This window comes from Acidovorax sp. SUPP2539, assembly GCF_030158975.1.
In the GTDB taxonomy this organism is placed as follows: domain Bacteria; phylum Pseudomonadota; class Gammaproteobacteria; order Burkholderiales; family Burkholderiaceae_C; genus Paracidovorax.
The window spans coordinates 23,270-39,189 of sequence record NZ_BQXJ01000008.1 but is presented as its reverse complement, the minus strand read 5'-3'; the positions used below and the strand labels follow the sequence as shown (position 1 = coordinate 39,189).

At 67.0% G+C, this 15,920-nt stretch carries 12 protein-coding genes; 1 reads left to right on the top strand and 11 read right to left on the bottom strand.

Annotation, left to right across the window (positions count from 1 at the left end; translation table 11 throughout):
• The first annotated feature begins 9 nt into the window (after nucleotides 1-9).
• Nucleotides 10-1,437: a Shedu immune nuclease family protein gene (locus AVTE2539_RS22805; protein ID WP_284414155.1), complete on the top strand. Its 1,428-nt coding sequence runs from the start codon at nucleotides 10-12 to the stop codon at nucleotides 1,435-1,437.
• 604 nt (nucleotides 1,438-2,041) lie between these two features.
• On the opposite strand, the gene AVTE2539_RS22800 is transcribed toward AVTE2539_RS22805, so the two are convergent.
• From AVTE2539_RS22800 to mobH, 11 genes are all read right to left on the bottom strand, one after another.
• Complete coding sequence (locus AVTE2539_RS22800) at nucleotides 2,042-3,502, bottom strand: DNA cytosine methyltransferase (protein ID WP_284414153.1); 1,461 nt, start codon at nucleotides 3,500-3,502, stop codon at nucleotides 2,042-2,044.
• A 484-nt stretch (nucleotides 3,503-3,986) separates the two neighbouring features.
• Nucleotides 3,987-6,029, bottom strand: coding sequence for a DNA topoisomerase III (locus tag AVTE2539_RS22795; RefSeq protein WP_284414151.1), 2,043 nt, complete (start codon nucleotides 6,027-6,029; stop codon nucleotides 3,987-3,989).
• Nucleotides 6,030-6,192: 163 nt separating this feature from the next.
• Nucleotides 6,193-6,579: a single-stranded DNA-binding protein gene (locus AVTE2539_RS22790; RefSeq protein ID WP_284414150.1), complete on the bottom strand. Its 387-nt coding sequence runs from the start codon at nucleotides 6,577-6,579 to the stop codon at nucleotides 6,193-6,195.
• An 88-nt stretch (nucleotides 6,580-6,667) separates the two neighbouring features.
• Complete coding sequence (locus tag AVTE2539_RS22785; RefSeq protein ID WP_284414148.1) at nucleotides 6,668-7,222, bottom strand: DUF3158 family protein; 555 nt, start codon at nucleotides 7,220-7,222, stop codon at nucleotides 6,668-6,670.
• Nucleotides 7,219-8,061, bottom strand: a complete 843-nt coding sequence (locus AVTE2539_RS22780; protein WP_284414145.1) for a PFL_4669 family integrating conjugative element protein — start codon at nucleotides 8,059-8,061, stop codon at nucleotides 7,219-7,221. Before AVTE2539_RS22780 ends, AVTE2539_RS22785 begins: the two co-directional genes overlap by 4 nt.
• A 326-nt stretch (nucleotides 8,062-8,387) precedes the next feature.
• Complete coding sequence (locus tag AVTE2539_RS22775; protein WP_284414143.1) at nucleotides 8,388-9,626, bottom strand: STY4528 family pathogenicity island replication protein; 1,239 nt, start codon at nucleotides 9,624-9,626, stop codon at nucleotides 8,388-8,390.
• A gap of 4 nt (nucleotides 9,627-9,630) precedes the next feature.
• Nucleotides 9,631-10,191: a DUF2857 domain-containing protein gene (locus AVTE2539_RS22770; RefSeq protein WP_284414140.1), complete on the bottom strand. Its 561-nt coding sequence runs from the start codon at nucleotides 10,189-10,191 to the stop codon at nucleotides 9,631-9,633.
• Entirely contained in the window at nucleotides 10,188-11,813 is a 1,626-nt protein-coding gene (locus AVTE2539_RS22765) for a ParB family protein (protein WP_284414138.1), read from the bottom strand. Before AVTE2539_RS22765 ends, AVTE2539_RS22770 begins: the two co-directional genes overlap by 4 nt.
• Nucleotides 11,814-12,032: 219 nt before the next feature.
• Nucleotides 12,033-12,878: a ParA family protein gene (locus tag AVTE2539_RS22760; RefSeq protein ID WP_284414513.1), complete on the bottom strand. Its 846-nt coding sequence runs from the start codon at nucleotides 12,876-12,878 to the stop codon at nucleotides 12,033-12,035.
• Between the two features lie 32 nt (nucleotides 12,879-12,910).
• On the bottom strand, nucleotides 12,911-13,138 hold the full coding sequence (locus tag AVTE2539_RS22755) for an AlpA family transcriptional regulator (protein WP_284414136.1): 228 nt from the start codon (nucleotides 13,136-13,138) through the stop codon (nucleotides 12,911-12,913).
• A gap of 896 nt (nucleotides 13,139-14,034) precedes the next feature.
• Nucleotides 14,035-15,912: a MobH family relaxase gene (gene mobH / locus AVTE2539_RS22750; RefSeq protein WP_284414134.1), complete on the bottom strand. Its 1,878-nt coding sequence runs from the start codon at nucleotides 15,910-15,912 to the stop codon at nucleotides 14,035-14,037.
• Nucleotides 15,913-15,920: the final 8 nt, after the last annotated feature.

Here is a 15,920-nt window from a genome sequence, read left to right as displayed (position 1 = left end):
GAGGAGACCATGGCAGTTTCCAGGGTCAACATGGGCGAGATCGAAGCATCAGACGAAGAGCCCCAGGCGGCGAATGCCGCTGAGGAGTGTATGGTCAGCCTCGACGTCATCGAGGTGGATGGCGATGAGGTCGCTGAGGTGTTTGCTCATGAAGAGCCGTCCGACGATGCCGTTGGTCGAGTGCCACGCAAAGAGCTCCTGGCGCACGTCACCTCCAGTGAACTGCTCATGTTGCCCAGGGTGTCAGCTACCTACCGCGCAGAGTTCCTCGAGCCAAAGTACCAGCAGATCGTGAGAATACGCATTCCGGGAGACTGGAAGGTCCCGCAAAGCATCGAGGAGTTTGATGAACTGCTCAAAGAGCTGCCCGTGGGCTTCTCGCGACGCGCCTCGCTGGGGCTTGGTCTCAAGTGGGAGAATCGTTTGATCGTCGAGTCGATCGAACGCGCGACGCAGGCAACGGAACTCCTGCTGGTCGAAGGCGATGAGGCCTCGATCTCGGGCGCGACCTTCTCGATCGGACGGAGGCTTTTCGATCGCGTGCGGAGGGGTATGGCCCAGATCGGACGACGGTTTCAACACCGCGCTCTCCAGGACCGGCGGTTCTTGGCACACAACGAGATACTGCACCCGATCGACGAGTTGTTGTTTCCAAAGCTGGTTCGGCAACCCAAGCCGGGCGAGGTGTACGAGTTGGCAAAGCTCAGCACGCGCGATCAACTTCGCAACGAGCGTGACCGCTCTGCCGCCACCGAACTCGTCCGACAAGACGCTCCGCAGATCGCGAAAGAGAATCCTCGCGCGTTACTTGAGTTGAGGTCCGAAATAGAGCGGGTAACGCTCGGTGAGTTGATCGCTCGTTTCGAGGCTCTACTCGATCGGAATCCAGTAGAGCAGGCCTGGCAGACGTTCTTCGAGGAACACCCGTTTGTCTTGAGCGTCGCCTTCCCTCACCCAGTGCTGCTAATACGGGGACAAGCGCACGTGGGAGGGACGACGATCGATGGAAAGGGAGAGACCATCGCGGACTTCCTCTTTCGACAAGGTATGACAGGCTCAGTGGCAATCGTGGAAATCAAGACGGGCCGCACGCGCCTGCTTCAGAGCAAGCCGTTCCGAGGGGCCATGTACGCGGCGCACGCAGACATGTGCGCCGCGATCTCCCAAGTCCTGGACCAGCGTGCCGAACTCACGAAGAACTTCCATTCGCGCGTTGGAAGTGCTGGCATGGAGGGAACGCACGTGTGGCATGTCCATTGCCTGGTGGTAGCCGGCAGAAATCCTGAAACCACGGACAGGCGACATTCTCTCGATCTTTTTCGCAGTGCCACCAAGGACGTGGCCGTGGTCACGTTCGACGAGTTGTTGGAGAAGCTGCGAGCCATTCACCGCGCCATGTCGGCCGAGGGGGCAGGTGCCGTGGACTCCACCGCCTGATGGCTGCATCATGAGGAAACGTAGACCGAACAGGGCGCAGTTGCTCGTGGCAAACGCGCCCCTCTCGAAGATTTCTTTCACCCCCGTAGCTTCCGCGCCAGCCGCTTTTCCTCGCGGCTAGGGCCAGGTTCCGGGAGCCTCCGTCGCGCACCGGTCTCCAACTCGCGTAGAAGGTGCCCTGCATGCGCACAGGCCCAGCGCTCCACCGACCGCATCGCCGATCCTTGCGAGCGAAAGTACGCGTGTGGGTAGCTGGCTGTTCTCTCGTCGTGCCGATTGACGTTCGCAATCCAGCGCCCGTCAGCAAACACCGTCTTGCTCACGCTCGCGACAATGGCACGATGACACCGCAGCCAGGTGTTGCCCCACTGGTCGGCGTCCCACGCGAAGTGTTCGGGCAGCGGCATGGGGCCATGCTATCGGCCGGCGTCTCACCGGAGGAGACGCCGCCTGAATCGTTCGGTTGCCGGATCGGCGCTGCTCGGGCGCCCCTCGGGTCGAGCGGCCAATGGCCCCGGGTCGGCAGCGCCATCCTCGCTCACCGGCCCGGGCGTGCACCATCGGGAACCTGCCCTGCGCAGGGTCGGGCATTTCTGACGATGCGTCAGGGTGCGCCCGACAGCGCGCGCTGCAGCCGCGCGCCGATCCACGCAACGCACGGCACGGCCATCGAGTTGCCGATGGCCTTGTAGCGCGGCCCATCGGCGGCCGGCTTGCCGCGGTAAGGCACCAGCGTGTGATCGTCCGGCATGCCCTGCAGTCGCTCACACTCGCGAGGCATGAGCCGCCGCACGCGCCAGCGCAGGCCCCAGCTGCCGTAGCCTGAAGGCTCGCATACGAAGTGATCTTCGTGGGCCGCGGCCTGCAGCACCATGGGATGGCCCTGGCCGGGCTTCCCACCGCCAGTGGAGAGCGTGCCCGCGATCCGGCCGTGCCCGCCCTCCCAACGCAGCTCGTTGCGGGAGTTCTGCGCGAACGCGATCGCCGGGATGACACCGCCGTTCGCGTGGGCGGATCGGTGGCCTCCGGCCCGCAGGGTCGGGCACCGCCCGATGAGCGCGTCGGCGCCGTTTCCCTGCGCAGTGAAGGCGATGATGGGCACGCCCTTGCCCGTGCCGTCCTCGCCGCACCCTTTGCCTCCGTTCGCGGTGTCCAGGGTGTGGCTGATCGCGCCAGCGACCGATTGCACCAGGACGGTCTCGGTGGAGAGATCGAACCGTGGCGGCGCACCCATCAGGCATGCCGCGAGCTCGGTCGGCCTCTGGCCGTTGCCGAACCCTACCGAGACGCGGGCCGCGCCATATGGCGAGCTCAGGCGGGATGTCCCGCCTGCTGTTGCAGCGCAAGTTCCAGCAGCGGAGGAAGCGCTTTCCCGCGGCGCGCTGCCCGGCGCAGGATGCCGCGGCAGGCCTTCTCGCTCAAAAAGTACCTCGGCGGGATCGAGGTCGCTTCGACCACTTGCCACAAGAAACACGCGCTTGCGGCGCTGGGCGAGGCCGAAGTATTGGGCGTCGAGCACGCGCCAGGCGATGCGGCGCCGGGGGCCAGACACACAACCCGCGTGCGTCCACCGCTTCCCTGGCGGTTGGAGAGCACGGCCTTCGCCGGCCAGTGCGCCCAGCAGGCAGCCGAAGGCATTGCCCCGGTCGCTGAGGACGCCGGGGACGTTTTCCCAGACGACCGTCGCGGGCGGGCGGCTGGAGCGAGTACGGACTTGGTCGATGGCATTGGCGAGCTCCACATAGGCAAGGGTGAGCGCACCGCGCGGATCGGCAAGCCCCTCGCGGGCTCCCGCGGTGCTGAACGACTGGCACGGCGTGCCGCCGACCAGGATGGCGGGTGCGGCGACTTCGCGCGCGCGAATGCGGCGTGCCAGCAACGTCATGTCGCCGAGGTTGGGTACGTGCGGGAACCGATGCGTGAGAACGGCGTTCGCGAAGCCGTCCGTTTCGGCGAACCAGACTGGTCTGAAGCCGAGCGGCTCCCACGCGAGGCTGACGGCCTCGATGCCGCTGCAGACGCTGCCGTAATCGATGGCCTCGGTGTCGGGGTGTGTGGGTTTCATGGGGTTCTCCTGTGCGTTGGGGGGGGGGGGCGGCAGGAGGAAGGCGCCGAAGACCGCGGGGGTCTCCGGCTGGCGAGGAAGTGGCCACCCGTGGAACGCATCGCACGCAGGTCGGCGTAAGAACCCCGTGCAGCGCAGATCACCCGGCCCGTGTCGTGGCTGGGGCCGAAATTCCTTGGCACGCATCCGCGCACAAAGGGAGCCCGTTGTTGCGCCGGTGGGCGCCGGCAAGGACTGCCGTTGACCCGACGGGTCTCCGGGTGGCCCGCGCGGTGCGCAGGGCGCCGGGAGACCCGTCGGCAACGGAAACACGCGATCAGTAAGGGTCCGCGGCAGCGGCGTGCGGACGAATGGGCCTTCCGCCGGCGGGCATGGCCCTGCCGGCGGGCATGCTTCGCAGAAGGCGGGGCATGCTGGGGCCTCGCGGGGCGCGAGGCTGCCGCACCTGCGGTGCGGTCGGGGTGTTGAGGAAGGGGCGCAGAGACTAGTGGGGCTTGCGCGCGGCGCGCGGCTTGCGCGGACCGTTGCGTCGGCCTGCTTTGGCGGAATCGATCGCAACGGTGCCCTTGCAGTCGGGATAGCGGGAGCAGGACCAGAAGGCTCCGGCTTTGCCGGTGCGCTGGCGCGTTGCGGCACCGCACAGCGGGCATGGCGGACCCGCAGGAACGCGGATCGCGAGGGTCGCTTCCCGATGCTGTTCGACCAGTTGCGAAACCCATGTGGCCTGCTTCGAGACGAACGTGTCGAGGTCCATCTGGCGCGCCTCGATCATGTGCAGCGCCTGTTCCCAGATTGCCGTGGTGCCGGGGTCCGCAATCGCTGCGGGAACTGCGTCGATGAGCGTCATCGCGGTCTCGGATGCGCGAACCACGCGGCCCTTGCGCACCAGGAACCCGCGCGCGAGCAACCCGCTGATGATGTTCGCGCGCGTCGCCTCCGTTCCGATGCCCGTGGTGTCCCTCAGCGTTTGCTTCAGGCGCGGATCGGTGACGAGCTTGGCGACGGTCTTCATCGCCTTGACGAGCTCGCCCTGGGTGTAGGGGGGCGGAGCCTTGGTGTGCAGCGACTTCAGATCGAGCGACCTGACCTCGCAGGCCATGCCTTCGTGCAGTGCCGGCAGCGCCTGGTCGCGCGGAGCTTCGCTGTCCGTCTCGGCTTCGGGAGTCTCCGCCCCTGTACCGGGGATCGAGGGAGCAGCGAACGCCGCCTTCCAGCCCGCATCGATGACCTGCTTCCCGGGCGCCTGCAGCGCCTGGCCGCCGCATGCGAGGCGCACCGTCGTTCGATCATAGGCATAGTGGGGAAGGAACTGGGCGAGGTAGTGGGCGCGGATGAGCCGGTACACGGCCAGTTCCTTCTCGGACATTGCCGACAGGTCGGCGGGCTCCAGCGTCGGGATGATGGCGTGGTGGGCCGCGATCTTGGCGTCGTTCCAGGCGCGGGAGCGCTGGCCCAGGTCGAGGTGTTGCATGAGCGGCTGCAGCGTCGGGTCCGTCTTCAACAGGCTCCGGATGACCGTGGGAACCTCGGTGAGCATGTTCTCTGGCAGATAGCCCGCGTCGGTACGTGGATACGTCGTCGCCTTGTGCGTCTCGTACAAGGCCTGGGCGATGTCGAGCGTCTCCTGCACGTCGAGGCCGAGGCGCCGTGAACAGACTTCCTGCAGCGTGTTCAGGTCGAACGGAAGCGGAGGGCCTTCCTGCACACGCTCGGTATCGATGCCCGTGATCTGCGCTTGCCCGGCCGTGCGGATGGCGGCCACCGCATGTTGAGCCGCGCTCTGCTGTACGCACCGGCCTGCAGCGTCCGTGACGGCTGCATGTGGAACCCAGTGTGCGGAGAACACCTGCGCGCCCGCCGAGAGCGAGACCTCGATGGACCAGAACGGGACCGGGACGAATGCCGCGATCTCCCGATCGCGGTCAACGACCAGCTTGAGGGTGGGCGTCTGCACGCGGCCCACCGAAAGCACCCCGTCGAAGCCGGCCTTGCGCCCCAGCAGCGTGAACAGGCGCGTGAGATTGATGCCGACGAGCCAGTCAGCGTGGGACCGTGCGAGCGCGCAGTGGTAAAGCGGAAGCGTTTCGTGCGATTCCCGCAGGGAGCCCAGCGCTTTGCGGATTGACGCATCGTTGAGCGCGGAGAGCCATAGCCGTTGGATCGGTCCTCGGTATCCGCAGTACTCGACCAACTCGCGGGCGATCATCTCGCCCTCGCGGTCCGCGTCGGTTGCGATGATGAGTTCTGACGCCTGAGCCAGCAGGCGCTGGACGACCTTGAATTGCGAGGCGGTGTCGGCCTTGACCACCCACTGCCACTGCTGTGGAACGATCGGCAGCGTCTCCAGCGACCAGCGCTGATAGTGCTCGCCGTAGGCCTCCGGGGGCGCAGCCTCGATCAGGTGGCCGATGCCCCAGGTGACCTTGATGCCCGGCCCGGCCAGGCAGCCCGCTTCACGCTGGTGCGCGCCCAGGACCTTGGCGATGTCTTTGCCTTGGGACGGCTTCTCGCACAGAACCACGCGCATGAGAAGGGCCCTCCGAGCAATGCATGACGGTCATCGAATGGCCGTCAGCATCGCGGGCCCGCTGGGCTGGCACAGCGAAGAAGGCGCGCGCCGCACGCTCCGGGTTGCTGGGCGCCGGAGCGCCGCCTGTGGCGCCATCGCGGGTGATGGCGCCCAGCGATGGCTACTCGTCGCCGGCACCTGGCTTGGGGCTGAGTTCGATCGAATCCAGCCGGTACGGCAGGATGGCGACGCTGCGCGCGTCCACCTTGTATGTCGTGCGCGGCTGGCCTTCCTCGTCCGTCCACGCGTCGCGAATCATGCGGCCACGCACGACGACCCGCATTCCTTTGGCGAACAGCGTTGCCCAGTGCTCCGCGTCGCGGTGCCACCAGTCCACCGGCGCCCAGAACCCGCCGCGGTCATCGTAGGTGCCGTCGTTGCCAGGCACGGGATTGTCGAAGTACACATTGAGCCGCAGCACGCGCCGTGGCTCTTCGTTGCCGTTCGGATACTCGTCGAACTTCGGGGGGGAGCCGATGTTGCCTTCGCCGTGGAAATGGGTGCTCATGGTCTTCTCCGTCGTGGTGGTGGGAACTGCGCGGGCGAACGTCAGCGCAGGTGGGTTGGATCGGGCCAGAGGGCTGCCCGTTGCCGCGTCACGGCGTCGGGTCGCTGCCGCGCTGGCTGCCCTCAGATCTCGGTGTGCTCCGGCGCAGGTAGACGGCCTCGGCGCTGGCGATCTTGTTGGCGCAGTCCATTGCCTGCCGCCCCAGGGTGTGCAGCAGGCTCACTTGCATGTTGAGCACCACCCGCTGCACCTCCATGGCGTGCAGATCGTCGATCAAGCCTTCCGGCGTCGCGGTGCTGGCCATCATCTCCTGCCAGAGCGCCACGCCCATCGCGGAGCGGTCGTGTCTGCGCCAGCGCAAAAAGCTCGTCCCTGCGCCAGTGGTCTGCTGGGCCAGATGGATGGGCAGCAGCAGGTACGGGTACTGATTCGCCTGCGCCAGGACGCGCCGCTGCGCCATGTCCGTGAGCGCGTCGCGCAGGGCATGACAGTCGCTGGCCCAGGCCTCCAGAGGCCCATTACCTTTAAAAGGCTGTAAAAGGCCTTTTAGAGAGGCCGCGTGTCGCAGCCCGCGGAAGTCCGCCTGTTCCAGCGGTGCGAAGCGCCGCGGACCGCCGCTGGCGCAGGAAGTCGGCTCCGTCATGGCGCAGTGCCTTCGCCGTCGTGACCCTTGTCGCCGTCGGGCTCCCCGGCCGAGCTGTCATGGCGCGTGGCGTCCTTGCTCTCCGGTGCTGCGGCATCGCCGGGCTCGGCGGATGCGATGTCGTCGGCCGCCGCGCTGGTCGTGCGGGCCAGGCCGGAGCGGCGGACGATGGGCGGCGCGTAGCGGGAGCGGCGGGTTCCTTCGAGCACGTCCTGTGGCAGCTCGCCGTACTTCTCCACGGCGGCCCGGGCTGCGGCATTCTTGGCGGCGAAGTCGTCCCGGGTGCAGCCGGAGTAACGGTACTGCTGCGCCAGTGAGAACAGGCTGCGCAGCGCATGGGCACCTTCGTTGAGCCAGCGCTCCAGCGTGGAGCGATCGATGAGCGCGGTGTGGTGGGCAAGGATGAGCTTGCGCGCCAGTTCGTCGTAGTCGGCCAGGAGATACACGGCCATGAAGCCCAGCTGCGCATTGACGAACAGAGGCAGACGGATCGGCTGCACGTTGAGGTTCTCGCCCAGCGACAGCGCCGTCGGCACGCCGGTGAGTGCGCGGTCCACCTGCTCGCGCAACTGCCGCAGGGCGATGTTGGTCTGCGACAGCTTCTCCTCGATCCGCAGCATCCACCAGTCGCTGTAGGGATCGTCCTGCTCCGCTCCACGCTTCATCTTGTTCATCACGGCGATGTAGCCATTGAGTCCGACGATGCCGGGCCGGCCCTCCGCTGGTGCTCGGCCGTGCCAGATCCGGGATGCGTGGTGGGTGTGCAGCGTCAGCGACATCGCGCTGCGCAGCGACCCGAGGTTGAGCTGCAGGGCAGGGGTGTTGGGGGTTTCAGCCATGGATGACTCGCGATGGATGTACGAGCCGCCAGCGTCGCCGCCGGCCGGGAAGGCTGTCCGTCAACAACCCGCAGCCCGGGGTCGCCTGATTCGATCTCGGCCGGTGTGGTGGATAGACAGAGCGGGTTACGCGATCCAGCGAGGACCGCGGTGCGCAGCCCCCTGTGCCCGCCGCCATACCCGGGGTATAGCCCGGAGCGGGACAACCCCCCGTTCCCGCTGTAGAAGACAGCGCGCCTGTCGTGGCGCATCGGCGGGATGGTCGTCACTGCCCTGCTTCTATACCCAGGGTATAGCGCTGCAGTTGCCCATCGCGTTCCATCGGCTCAGCCACCACGCAGGATGGCGCGCAGCCGCTCCAGGTGTGCCCGTGCCACCTCCGGGCTCGCCGGCTTCGGTGCCGGGGCGGGCGGTGGTGGGGGCGGACGGGGCGGCGGCGGTGGAATGTCAGGCGCGGGAGACTTGCCGACGCCGGCGCCGGCCCAGGCTTTGAACTCGCCGCGCATCGCGCGCTGGATGAGCCCGAAGAGGTAGCCCGCAGGGTTGCGCACTGCACTGTCACGGCACCGCGCGACCCATTCATCCACCACGGCTTGGCGCTGCTCCTGGGCCACCTGTCGAATGGCGGCCAGCGCGCCCGATTGCTGCTCGTCCTTCAGGCTGAGGAATTCCGCCGGCAGGCGCAGGCCGGCGATCGCGCGATCGCACCCGCGCAGTACAGTACGTTCTCCTATACGAAAACTACCAGTACGGGCCTCCTTCGGATTCCGAAGAGAGCGCTCCGGCGCGGGTTTCCTGCCTGATTCGGATTCCGAAGGTGGAGGCGCGGGAATCCGAAGCAGGCTTGCCCGACCTCCTTCGGAATCGCCAGTGTGCGCATCCTGTGGGTAACTTTCCCCCTGCGTCTGCGGCTGCTGCGCACCATCGGCCAACTGCGCCGTAAGCACCTGCAGGCGAGTGGGCAGAACGCCGCCCCGCAACATCGGGTCGTCAGCAACCTCCTGCAGCACATGCTGTCCTACCGACTGCACCGCTTTGCTCGCATGGGTCAGCGCCTGGCTGACCAGCCCGAGGTAATCGGGATCCAGCTGCATCGCTTCGAAAGGCGTGAGCGGCGCATCGTGCAGCACATAGAGGTTGCCCATGATCCGGCCGCTGCGCTGGTCGCGGCGCCGGCGCACGAGGCTGAGCCAGCGCGTGAGCCTCAGCAGCGTGAGGGCGCGCGCGACGGTCTCCGTGGACGCTACGGGACCGCAGGGCATCACAGCGAGCAGGGGGCGCAACTGATCGTAGGTGGGCAGCGCCGTCAGGCCATCGACATTCAACTGCATCCGGATGACCTGCCAGGCATTGCGTTCGAGCGGCGTCAGCCGGCGGTCTAAAAACAACGCGCGCGGCACGCTCTCGTGGCGGTTGCCGCTGAAAAGGAAGCCGTCCTGGGCGACGGGTTTCCCGATGGGAGGGCCAGACGCGGGCGGCGTTGGCTGGGCCTGTTCGCAGGCCGCGTCGAACACGTCCGACAGCGAACGGGGGCCGGGCGGCCTCGGCATCCCGGGCGCTGCCATGGGCTTAAACCAGACCTTGCGCGATCCAGCCCTGTATCGCGGCCCACACCACGGACAGCGGGATGCTCATTTCCTCGGCCAGGTCCATGGCCACGTCGAGCATTGCGAGGTCGTCGTGCAATTCGATGCCCCGCTCACGGATCGCAGGCTTCCACTTGCCCCACAGCTCCGCATCCTGCGCTTCGCTCAGCACGGGGTGCCGCCCCTTGCGCTTGGGCAGCGCCAGGATCTCGCGCCGCAGCGCCACCTCCTGGTGCGAGAGGCCGAAGAACGTGCTGACCATCTCCGTGCTGGCGCCCAGCCGCAACATGCGGTCCACGGTGGAAATCTCGCGCTCCACATCCTGGGTCTGTCCGAGCAGCCGGCGCACGACCTCGGGGTTCACCGTCACCGAACACCAGGACACCGAGGCGTTGAGCAACACGCTCACCAGATCGGGGCGCTTGAGGGCCGCGAGTTCCGCATCGCCGAAACCCATCGACCGAGCGCGGCGCAATTGCCCGTTGCGCAGGTCATGCAGCGCCTGCGCGATGACGGCCTGGTTCAGCGGGTGGGGCGTGGTCATGGCATCGCCCCGGCGCCGGGCTGGATGTCTGAGAGCCGTCGGGCGAGGCGGATCAGCCGGAACAGCTTCACGATCCCGCTGTCGCTGAGCCGGGCGATGGCTTCGTTGCCGCGCAGCAGCGGGCCGAGCGCATCGGACAGCGACTCGGGGGCCGCTGGCACGCCGGACAGCGCCTGCAGAATCGCCAGCATGGCCCTGGCGAACGGGTTGTCGGCTGGCGAATGGGCGGTTGGCGCTGCGCACGTATAGCCGATGCCCCGCTCCGAACCCTCCACACTGTCGGCCGCGCCGCCTTCGGCGGCGATCTCCCGCGCGAATTGGGCGATATGCACGCGCAGCCGGTCCGGCGTATCCAGGCCCGGGTCGATGTGCCACAGGTCGGTGATGGGGTAGAGGCCGCCCGCCTGCACCGGGATGGCATGCACCACGTTGTCGGCGAAAGAGTGCGCAGGCTCGCCGTGGTGGTCCGCGACCAGCTTCTGGATCGACTGCAGGCGGTCCGTCGTGGGAGCGGGCGATGCCGTGCGCTCGCCCGTGGGGTTCGATGCAGGCCGCGTCGATTCGCCTGCGGCCGTTTCGGTCGTTTCGCGTTGAACGCTGCTCGGGTCGGCAGGCCGGGCAGGGGGGCCGCCGGTCGCGGTCCCGGGCGATGTCGGCCGAGGCACTGGCTGGTGCGTTGCTCCCCGAGGCATTGAGGCCACCGGCGGCGCGGACGGGGACGGGGCACTGAGCAGCACCCGCTGCCGGCCCTCCAGCCCGGCAATGTCCAGCGCGAGCACATCGTAGTCGGCACCCAGCACCTGCGACATCTGCCCGATCAGTTCGTCACGTACCCGGTCGAAAGAGAACTCATCCGGCACACCATCGAATCCCGAAAGGACGTCCTGAAAGAGATCGGCGAACGCGATCGCATCGGCGGATGCTCGCTGCGCCCAGACCTGCTCGGCACCGCGCCGCAGCAGCGACAGTCGCTCCACCTGGTGGCGGCCCATGCCGGCGTACAGCACCGAGGGAATCGCGGGCAAAAGGTACTGCACCGCGTCGCGCATGCGGCTGATGTGGGGTTGCGGCACGGGGTAGCCGTCCGCTGCCAGCCGACGGGCCAGTTCCATCTGGCTGATGGGTTTGCCGCCGTTCTCGCTCTCGTACAGCTCCCGGGCCTTCTCCACGCCCAGGGCTCGTTCGATGAATGTCAGCTTCCCATGGAGTTCCCCCTCCGCCAGGTGCCCTGTCAGCGCGATGATTTCTCCGCGCTGGGGCCATGGGCGGAACAGGCAGGGAATGCGGAAGAACCGCTCGTCCTTCGTTTCGGCCCACAGCTCGCGAAGGATTGCGAGGCGCGTATTGCCGCCGTTGCGGATCATGTAGTGGGCCGCACCCGGCCGCCGCGTGATGGCGGGGGCGGCGTCCAGGCCACGCTCGCGGATCGACGCCTTGATCTCTGGGTACAGCGGGTTGACGGTCACCCGTGGATTGAGGTCGTAGGGCCGCAACTGGTCCAGCGTGACCACCATCGGCGTGTCCGCGATTGGGTCGGTCAGGGCTTGCGCGGAGGGACCGCTGCGCTCGAACGTCTCCGAGAGCAACTGGCTCGCGATGTCGTGTGGGCCAGCCTGTGTCATCGCCGCACCTGTCCGTCCTTGGTGCGACGCCCATCATCCGCTCCGGCGTGCCCCGGCGCGGCGCTTCCACTGTAGAGCGCTTCGGGCGCACCCAGGTGGATCGGAGGCAGGCTCGGCTTGCACAGGCGCTTCAGGCGGCCGTTCGCGAAGACCGGCACCCAGCCTTCCGCGCGCGCGAACGCGATCAGGCACTGCAATGCCGCACTTGCAAGCCGGCGGTCACGTGGCGCTGGCATGGCTTCGCCCCGTGACATGATCGAACCGGTCGCGCCACATCGGAAACAACTCTCCCGCGAGCGCGCGCTGGCTCTCCAGTGCCGCGGGAGCTAGCCGGCCGCGCGGACGACGTGGCTCCACGCGGTGGACGGGCAGCCGGCGCAGCGCCGCCGCGGGGTAGGCCTCGATGGCCGGGATCGTCGTCTCCAGGACGTGTATCCCTGACACCTGCTGGAACATCCCGCGCAGGGCATGCTGTATCTGCCGACCGTTGACCGACACCGTGCGGGCTCGGTTGATGAGCAGGCGCAGTGGAGGCGGCTCGATGCCCAGGTGACGGTACGGCGCGATGTCGTCCATCAGGCTGAGCGTGCCGCGGCGCAACTCCCGCGCGGCGAGAATCTCCGGCGTGACCGGCGACAGCGAGAAGTCCGACGCCAGGATGGCCATCTCCAACGTGACGCAGCGCGCTCCCTGCGTATCGATCAGCACCACGTCATACCGGCTCCGGAACATGCCCAGCAGGTTGCGCAGCCGCAGCCTGCCGTCCGCGGCGTGCAGCAGCAGGGTGCCCAATTGGCCTTTGCCATCGTTGGACAACAGCAGATCCAGTCCGCCAATGGCGGTGGAGGAAATCAGTTGCCCGGGATCCTGCTCGTTGAAGGCCAGCAGTTCGTAGATGCCGCCCGGCGCGCGGCGGTCGAGGGGGAAGTAGCTCGATAGCGTGGGCTGTATGTCCAGATCGAGCAGCAGCACGCGCATGCCGGCATCCGCCAGGAAGCCCCCGAGGTTGGCGGCGGTGGTCGTCTTGCCGACACCGCCCTTCGTGGAAACGATGGAGACCACCAGCGGGGACGCACCGCCACGGGATGCGGGCGCGCTCACGCACGCTCCCGCTGGGCGAGCCACTGGTCGATTTCGTCCTCGTACCAACCCACGGCGCGCACGCCGAGCCGCACCCGCTGCGGAAACTTCTTCTCCTTCATCAGGCTGTAGATGTGGGCGCGCTTGAAACCGGTACGCTGCTCGACCAAAGGCCGCCGCAGGACACGTCGGCTGGTCGGCGGTTCGTCCGCCGTGCTGATGGTCGGGCTGGCTGCTGACGACATGGTGGTCATTCCTGACGCTCGCTGGCGTTGTGTGGAAGTCACCAGTGGATCGCGGTTCGCCGCGGCGGCACACCGCAAATGCGGTATGCGCGGCAGCGCATAGTCGCTGGAGCAGGAGGCAGCGCCAACGGATGCCAGGCGCGTCCGCGGTCCGTCCCGTAGGGGACAGTTGCGGAGATATCGGACGGGGATAGGGGTGGGTCGTCGGCCCGGCGCTATGCCACGCTGCGTGGGGGAGGACCAGTACGGGGGCGGTTTCTTGAGATTGGCATTCTATTTTTTGTAGTACGCGTATTTCCGGAAGCAGCATCCTTCGCAACTCCTTTGCGAACTCAAGCCTCTCCCCCCATGACGCACCGCCGGGCCAACATGGCTGGCCCGATAATCAATGGATAGGTGCGCGTCCCGTCCCTCGAAGCCGCGGCGTAAGCGCCGAGCTTCATGTTGGTTTTCTTGGTTACTTCATTAATTGAATATTGTGATTGGCAGCTGGCAGGAAAATCGCTGATTCCCGCGAAAATAGGATTTTTTGTTCCGCCTTGTAGAATTGTGAAACGGAGATGTATTGACCACCCCACGCCGGTGGGAACCTTGTAACGGAGTGCTGTAGCGCTGGTTCGCCGTGTGGTCCTGTGCGTGTCGCTGGCGTTGAGAAAGGTTGCATGGGTCGCTTTGCCGATTGCTCGGAAGTGGCTGGGTCGTCTACGCTCTCCCGTTCAAGGACGAAAACTGAGGCTTTTCCCCTCCGTATTTCGAATATCGATTTGCAGTTCTGAGACCGGTTCAATCGACTGCATGAGTAATCGGTCAAAGATAGCGGGTAGGGGTTTGGAAATCTTCGTTCACGCCTGACGATGCCCCAGGAACATCCGCCCCTTCTTGCGGCCCCTCGGCAATCAACTCGAATGTGTCGACTGTGGTGACGCCTGTGGTTCGTTCAATTCCAGCAGGCGCAGATACGGGTTGTTTGGCAGTGTCTCGGGCAACGCTGCCATCGGATCGCGCAGCAGGTAGCCGTGCAGACGGCGCGTCTTGCGGGGCCCCGTCACTTCGCACGTCCAGATGTTGAGACCGTTCGCCTGCTTGCGGTGCAGCCGCAGTCGTTCGAACTGCTTTTGCACCCACTGCCAGTCCGCAAGTTGCTCGCCTTTCGCGAGCGCCCGGACTTCGGGATGCTCCTGCGCATAGCGCTGGAACACGCCCGGGCTCACGAGGTAGGCAGTGTCCGCCACGGTATGCACCAGGGCTTTGGCATCGTTGAGGACCAACCGGCGCTGCTGCAGGCCCAGCCTGAGCCAAGCCATGAATCCATGGCCAGACGCAGCATTCGCCGGCGCATCTGCTTCGTGCGGAGCCGCCGCTTCGGCCTCGCCGCCAGCGCCGTCGCTCGGCTGCAGGGGTTGTGGAGCGATGGCCGCATCGGGGGAAGCTTCCTGGCCGGCGGAATTGTCCAACTGCAGCAGGTCCAGCAGCGCTCCGATGCCATCCTCTTGCGGCGCTGCTGCTGCCGCCACCCGGGCGGGCGCTGGAGCCGGCGCTTCCAGCGGCGGTGCGGCGGCGGACCGCGGCGCGGGGGAAACTGCGGGCGCGGCCTCGGCGTCTGGCGTCAACTCCTTGACCGTCCCGGCGAAGGGGGCAGGGCGGTCGCCAGCGTCCCAGATCAGACCGGGCGGCACGCGCAGGAACGTGAAGGTGTTGGACCAGCCGCTCTCGCTCGTTACGCAGGCCCTCCAGATGGCTTTGCCATCCGACGCCGGCAGCGCGATGCCATGTTCCTGCAGCACATCGAACACCGCGGTATTGCTCGACGGAATGCCCTCCATGCCCTGGGAGAGCAGGTGCGCCCGCAACTTGTCCGAGACGGTCTTGCTCACAAGCCATAGGGCGTCGTGCGTCAGCCATGCGTCCGATGCCTGGGGCTGGTTGAGCTGCAGCTGCTCGCGCAGCAGGAAGCGCAGACCGTCGAGCAGCTTGCGCTGTAGCGCATGCCTCGGCGCGGCCAGCGCACGGGCCGGGTCACCTCCCATCGCCTGCGCCACCGACGCCTGGTCCGCCTGCACCACGAGTTCCCCGAGCACCCCGGCGTGTTCGTGTTGGCCCGCGAGCACGTACAGCAGGGGCGGCCACAAGTCCGGGTAGCCGCTCAGCCAATCCAGGATGGCCCGGTCGAGGATGTGCAAGTACAGCAGGCCACCGGCCGCCCCGTGCAGGCGGTACTCACGGCCGCGGCAGTAGCGGAAGCGGTAGGGTTGCCGCAGCACCCCGTGCCATGCGTGCCATCGCGATCCGTCGTCCAGTTCCACTTCGAGATCCACGGCGATCTTGCCGATGTCGTGCAGCAGCGCCGCATAGGCCACCCCCGCGGTCCAGGCTTCCGCCTGGGCGGCCTGTGCCTCGGGCGTGGCGCCAGCGGGAAGCAGATGGGACTGCCGAAGCTTGAGCGCGTAGGCCACGATCTCCAAGCCATGGTCCAGCATCCCTCCGGGATAGGAATGGTGATGGCTCTCCGATGCGGGGAACAACTGCACGAACTCGGCGTAGCGGCGGATCGGCGCGAGGTACAGGTGGTCGAATTGTTGCCGCGACAGCGATGTCCGCTGCCAGATGTGCTCCAGAAGGCGTTGGCGGCGCGGTGGCGCGAGCAGTTCGATGGCGGACTGCTGCGCGGTCCAGCCCGGCGACGAAGGAGTGGTGGCAGCAGCCTGTGGCGCAGCGGCGGGTGTGCGCTCCGTTGTCGAAGCCGGCCCGGCTGCGCGTCGGAATAGGCGGAACATGGAGTGTC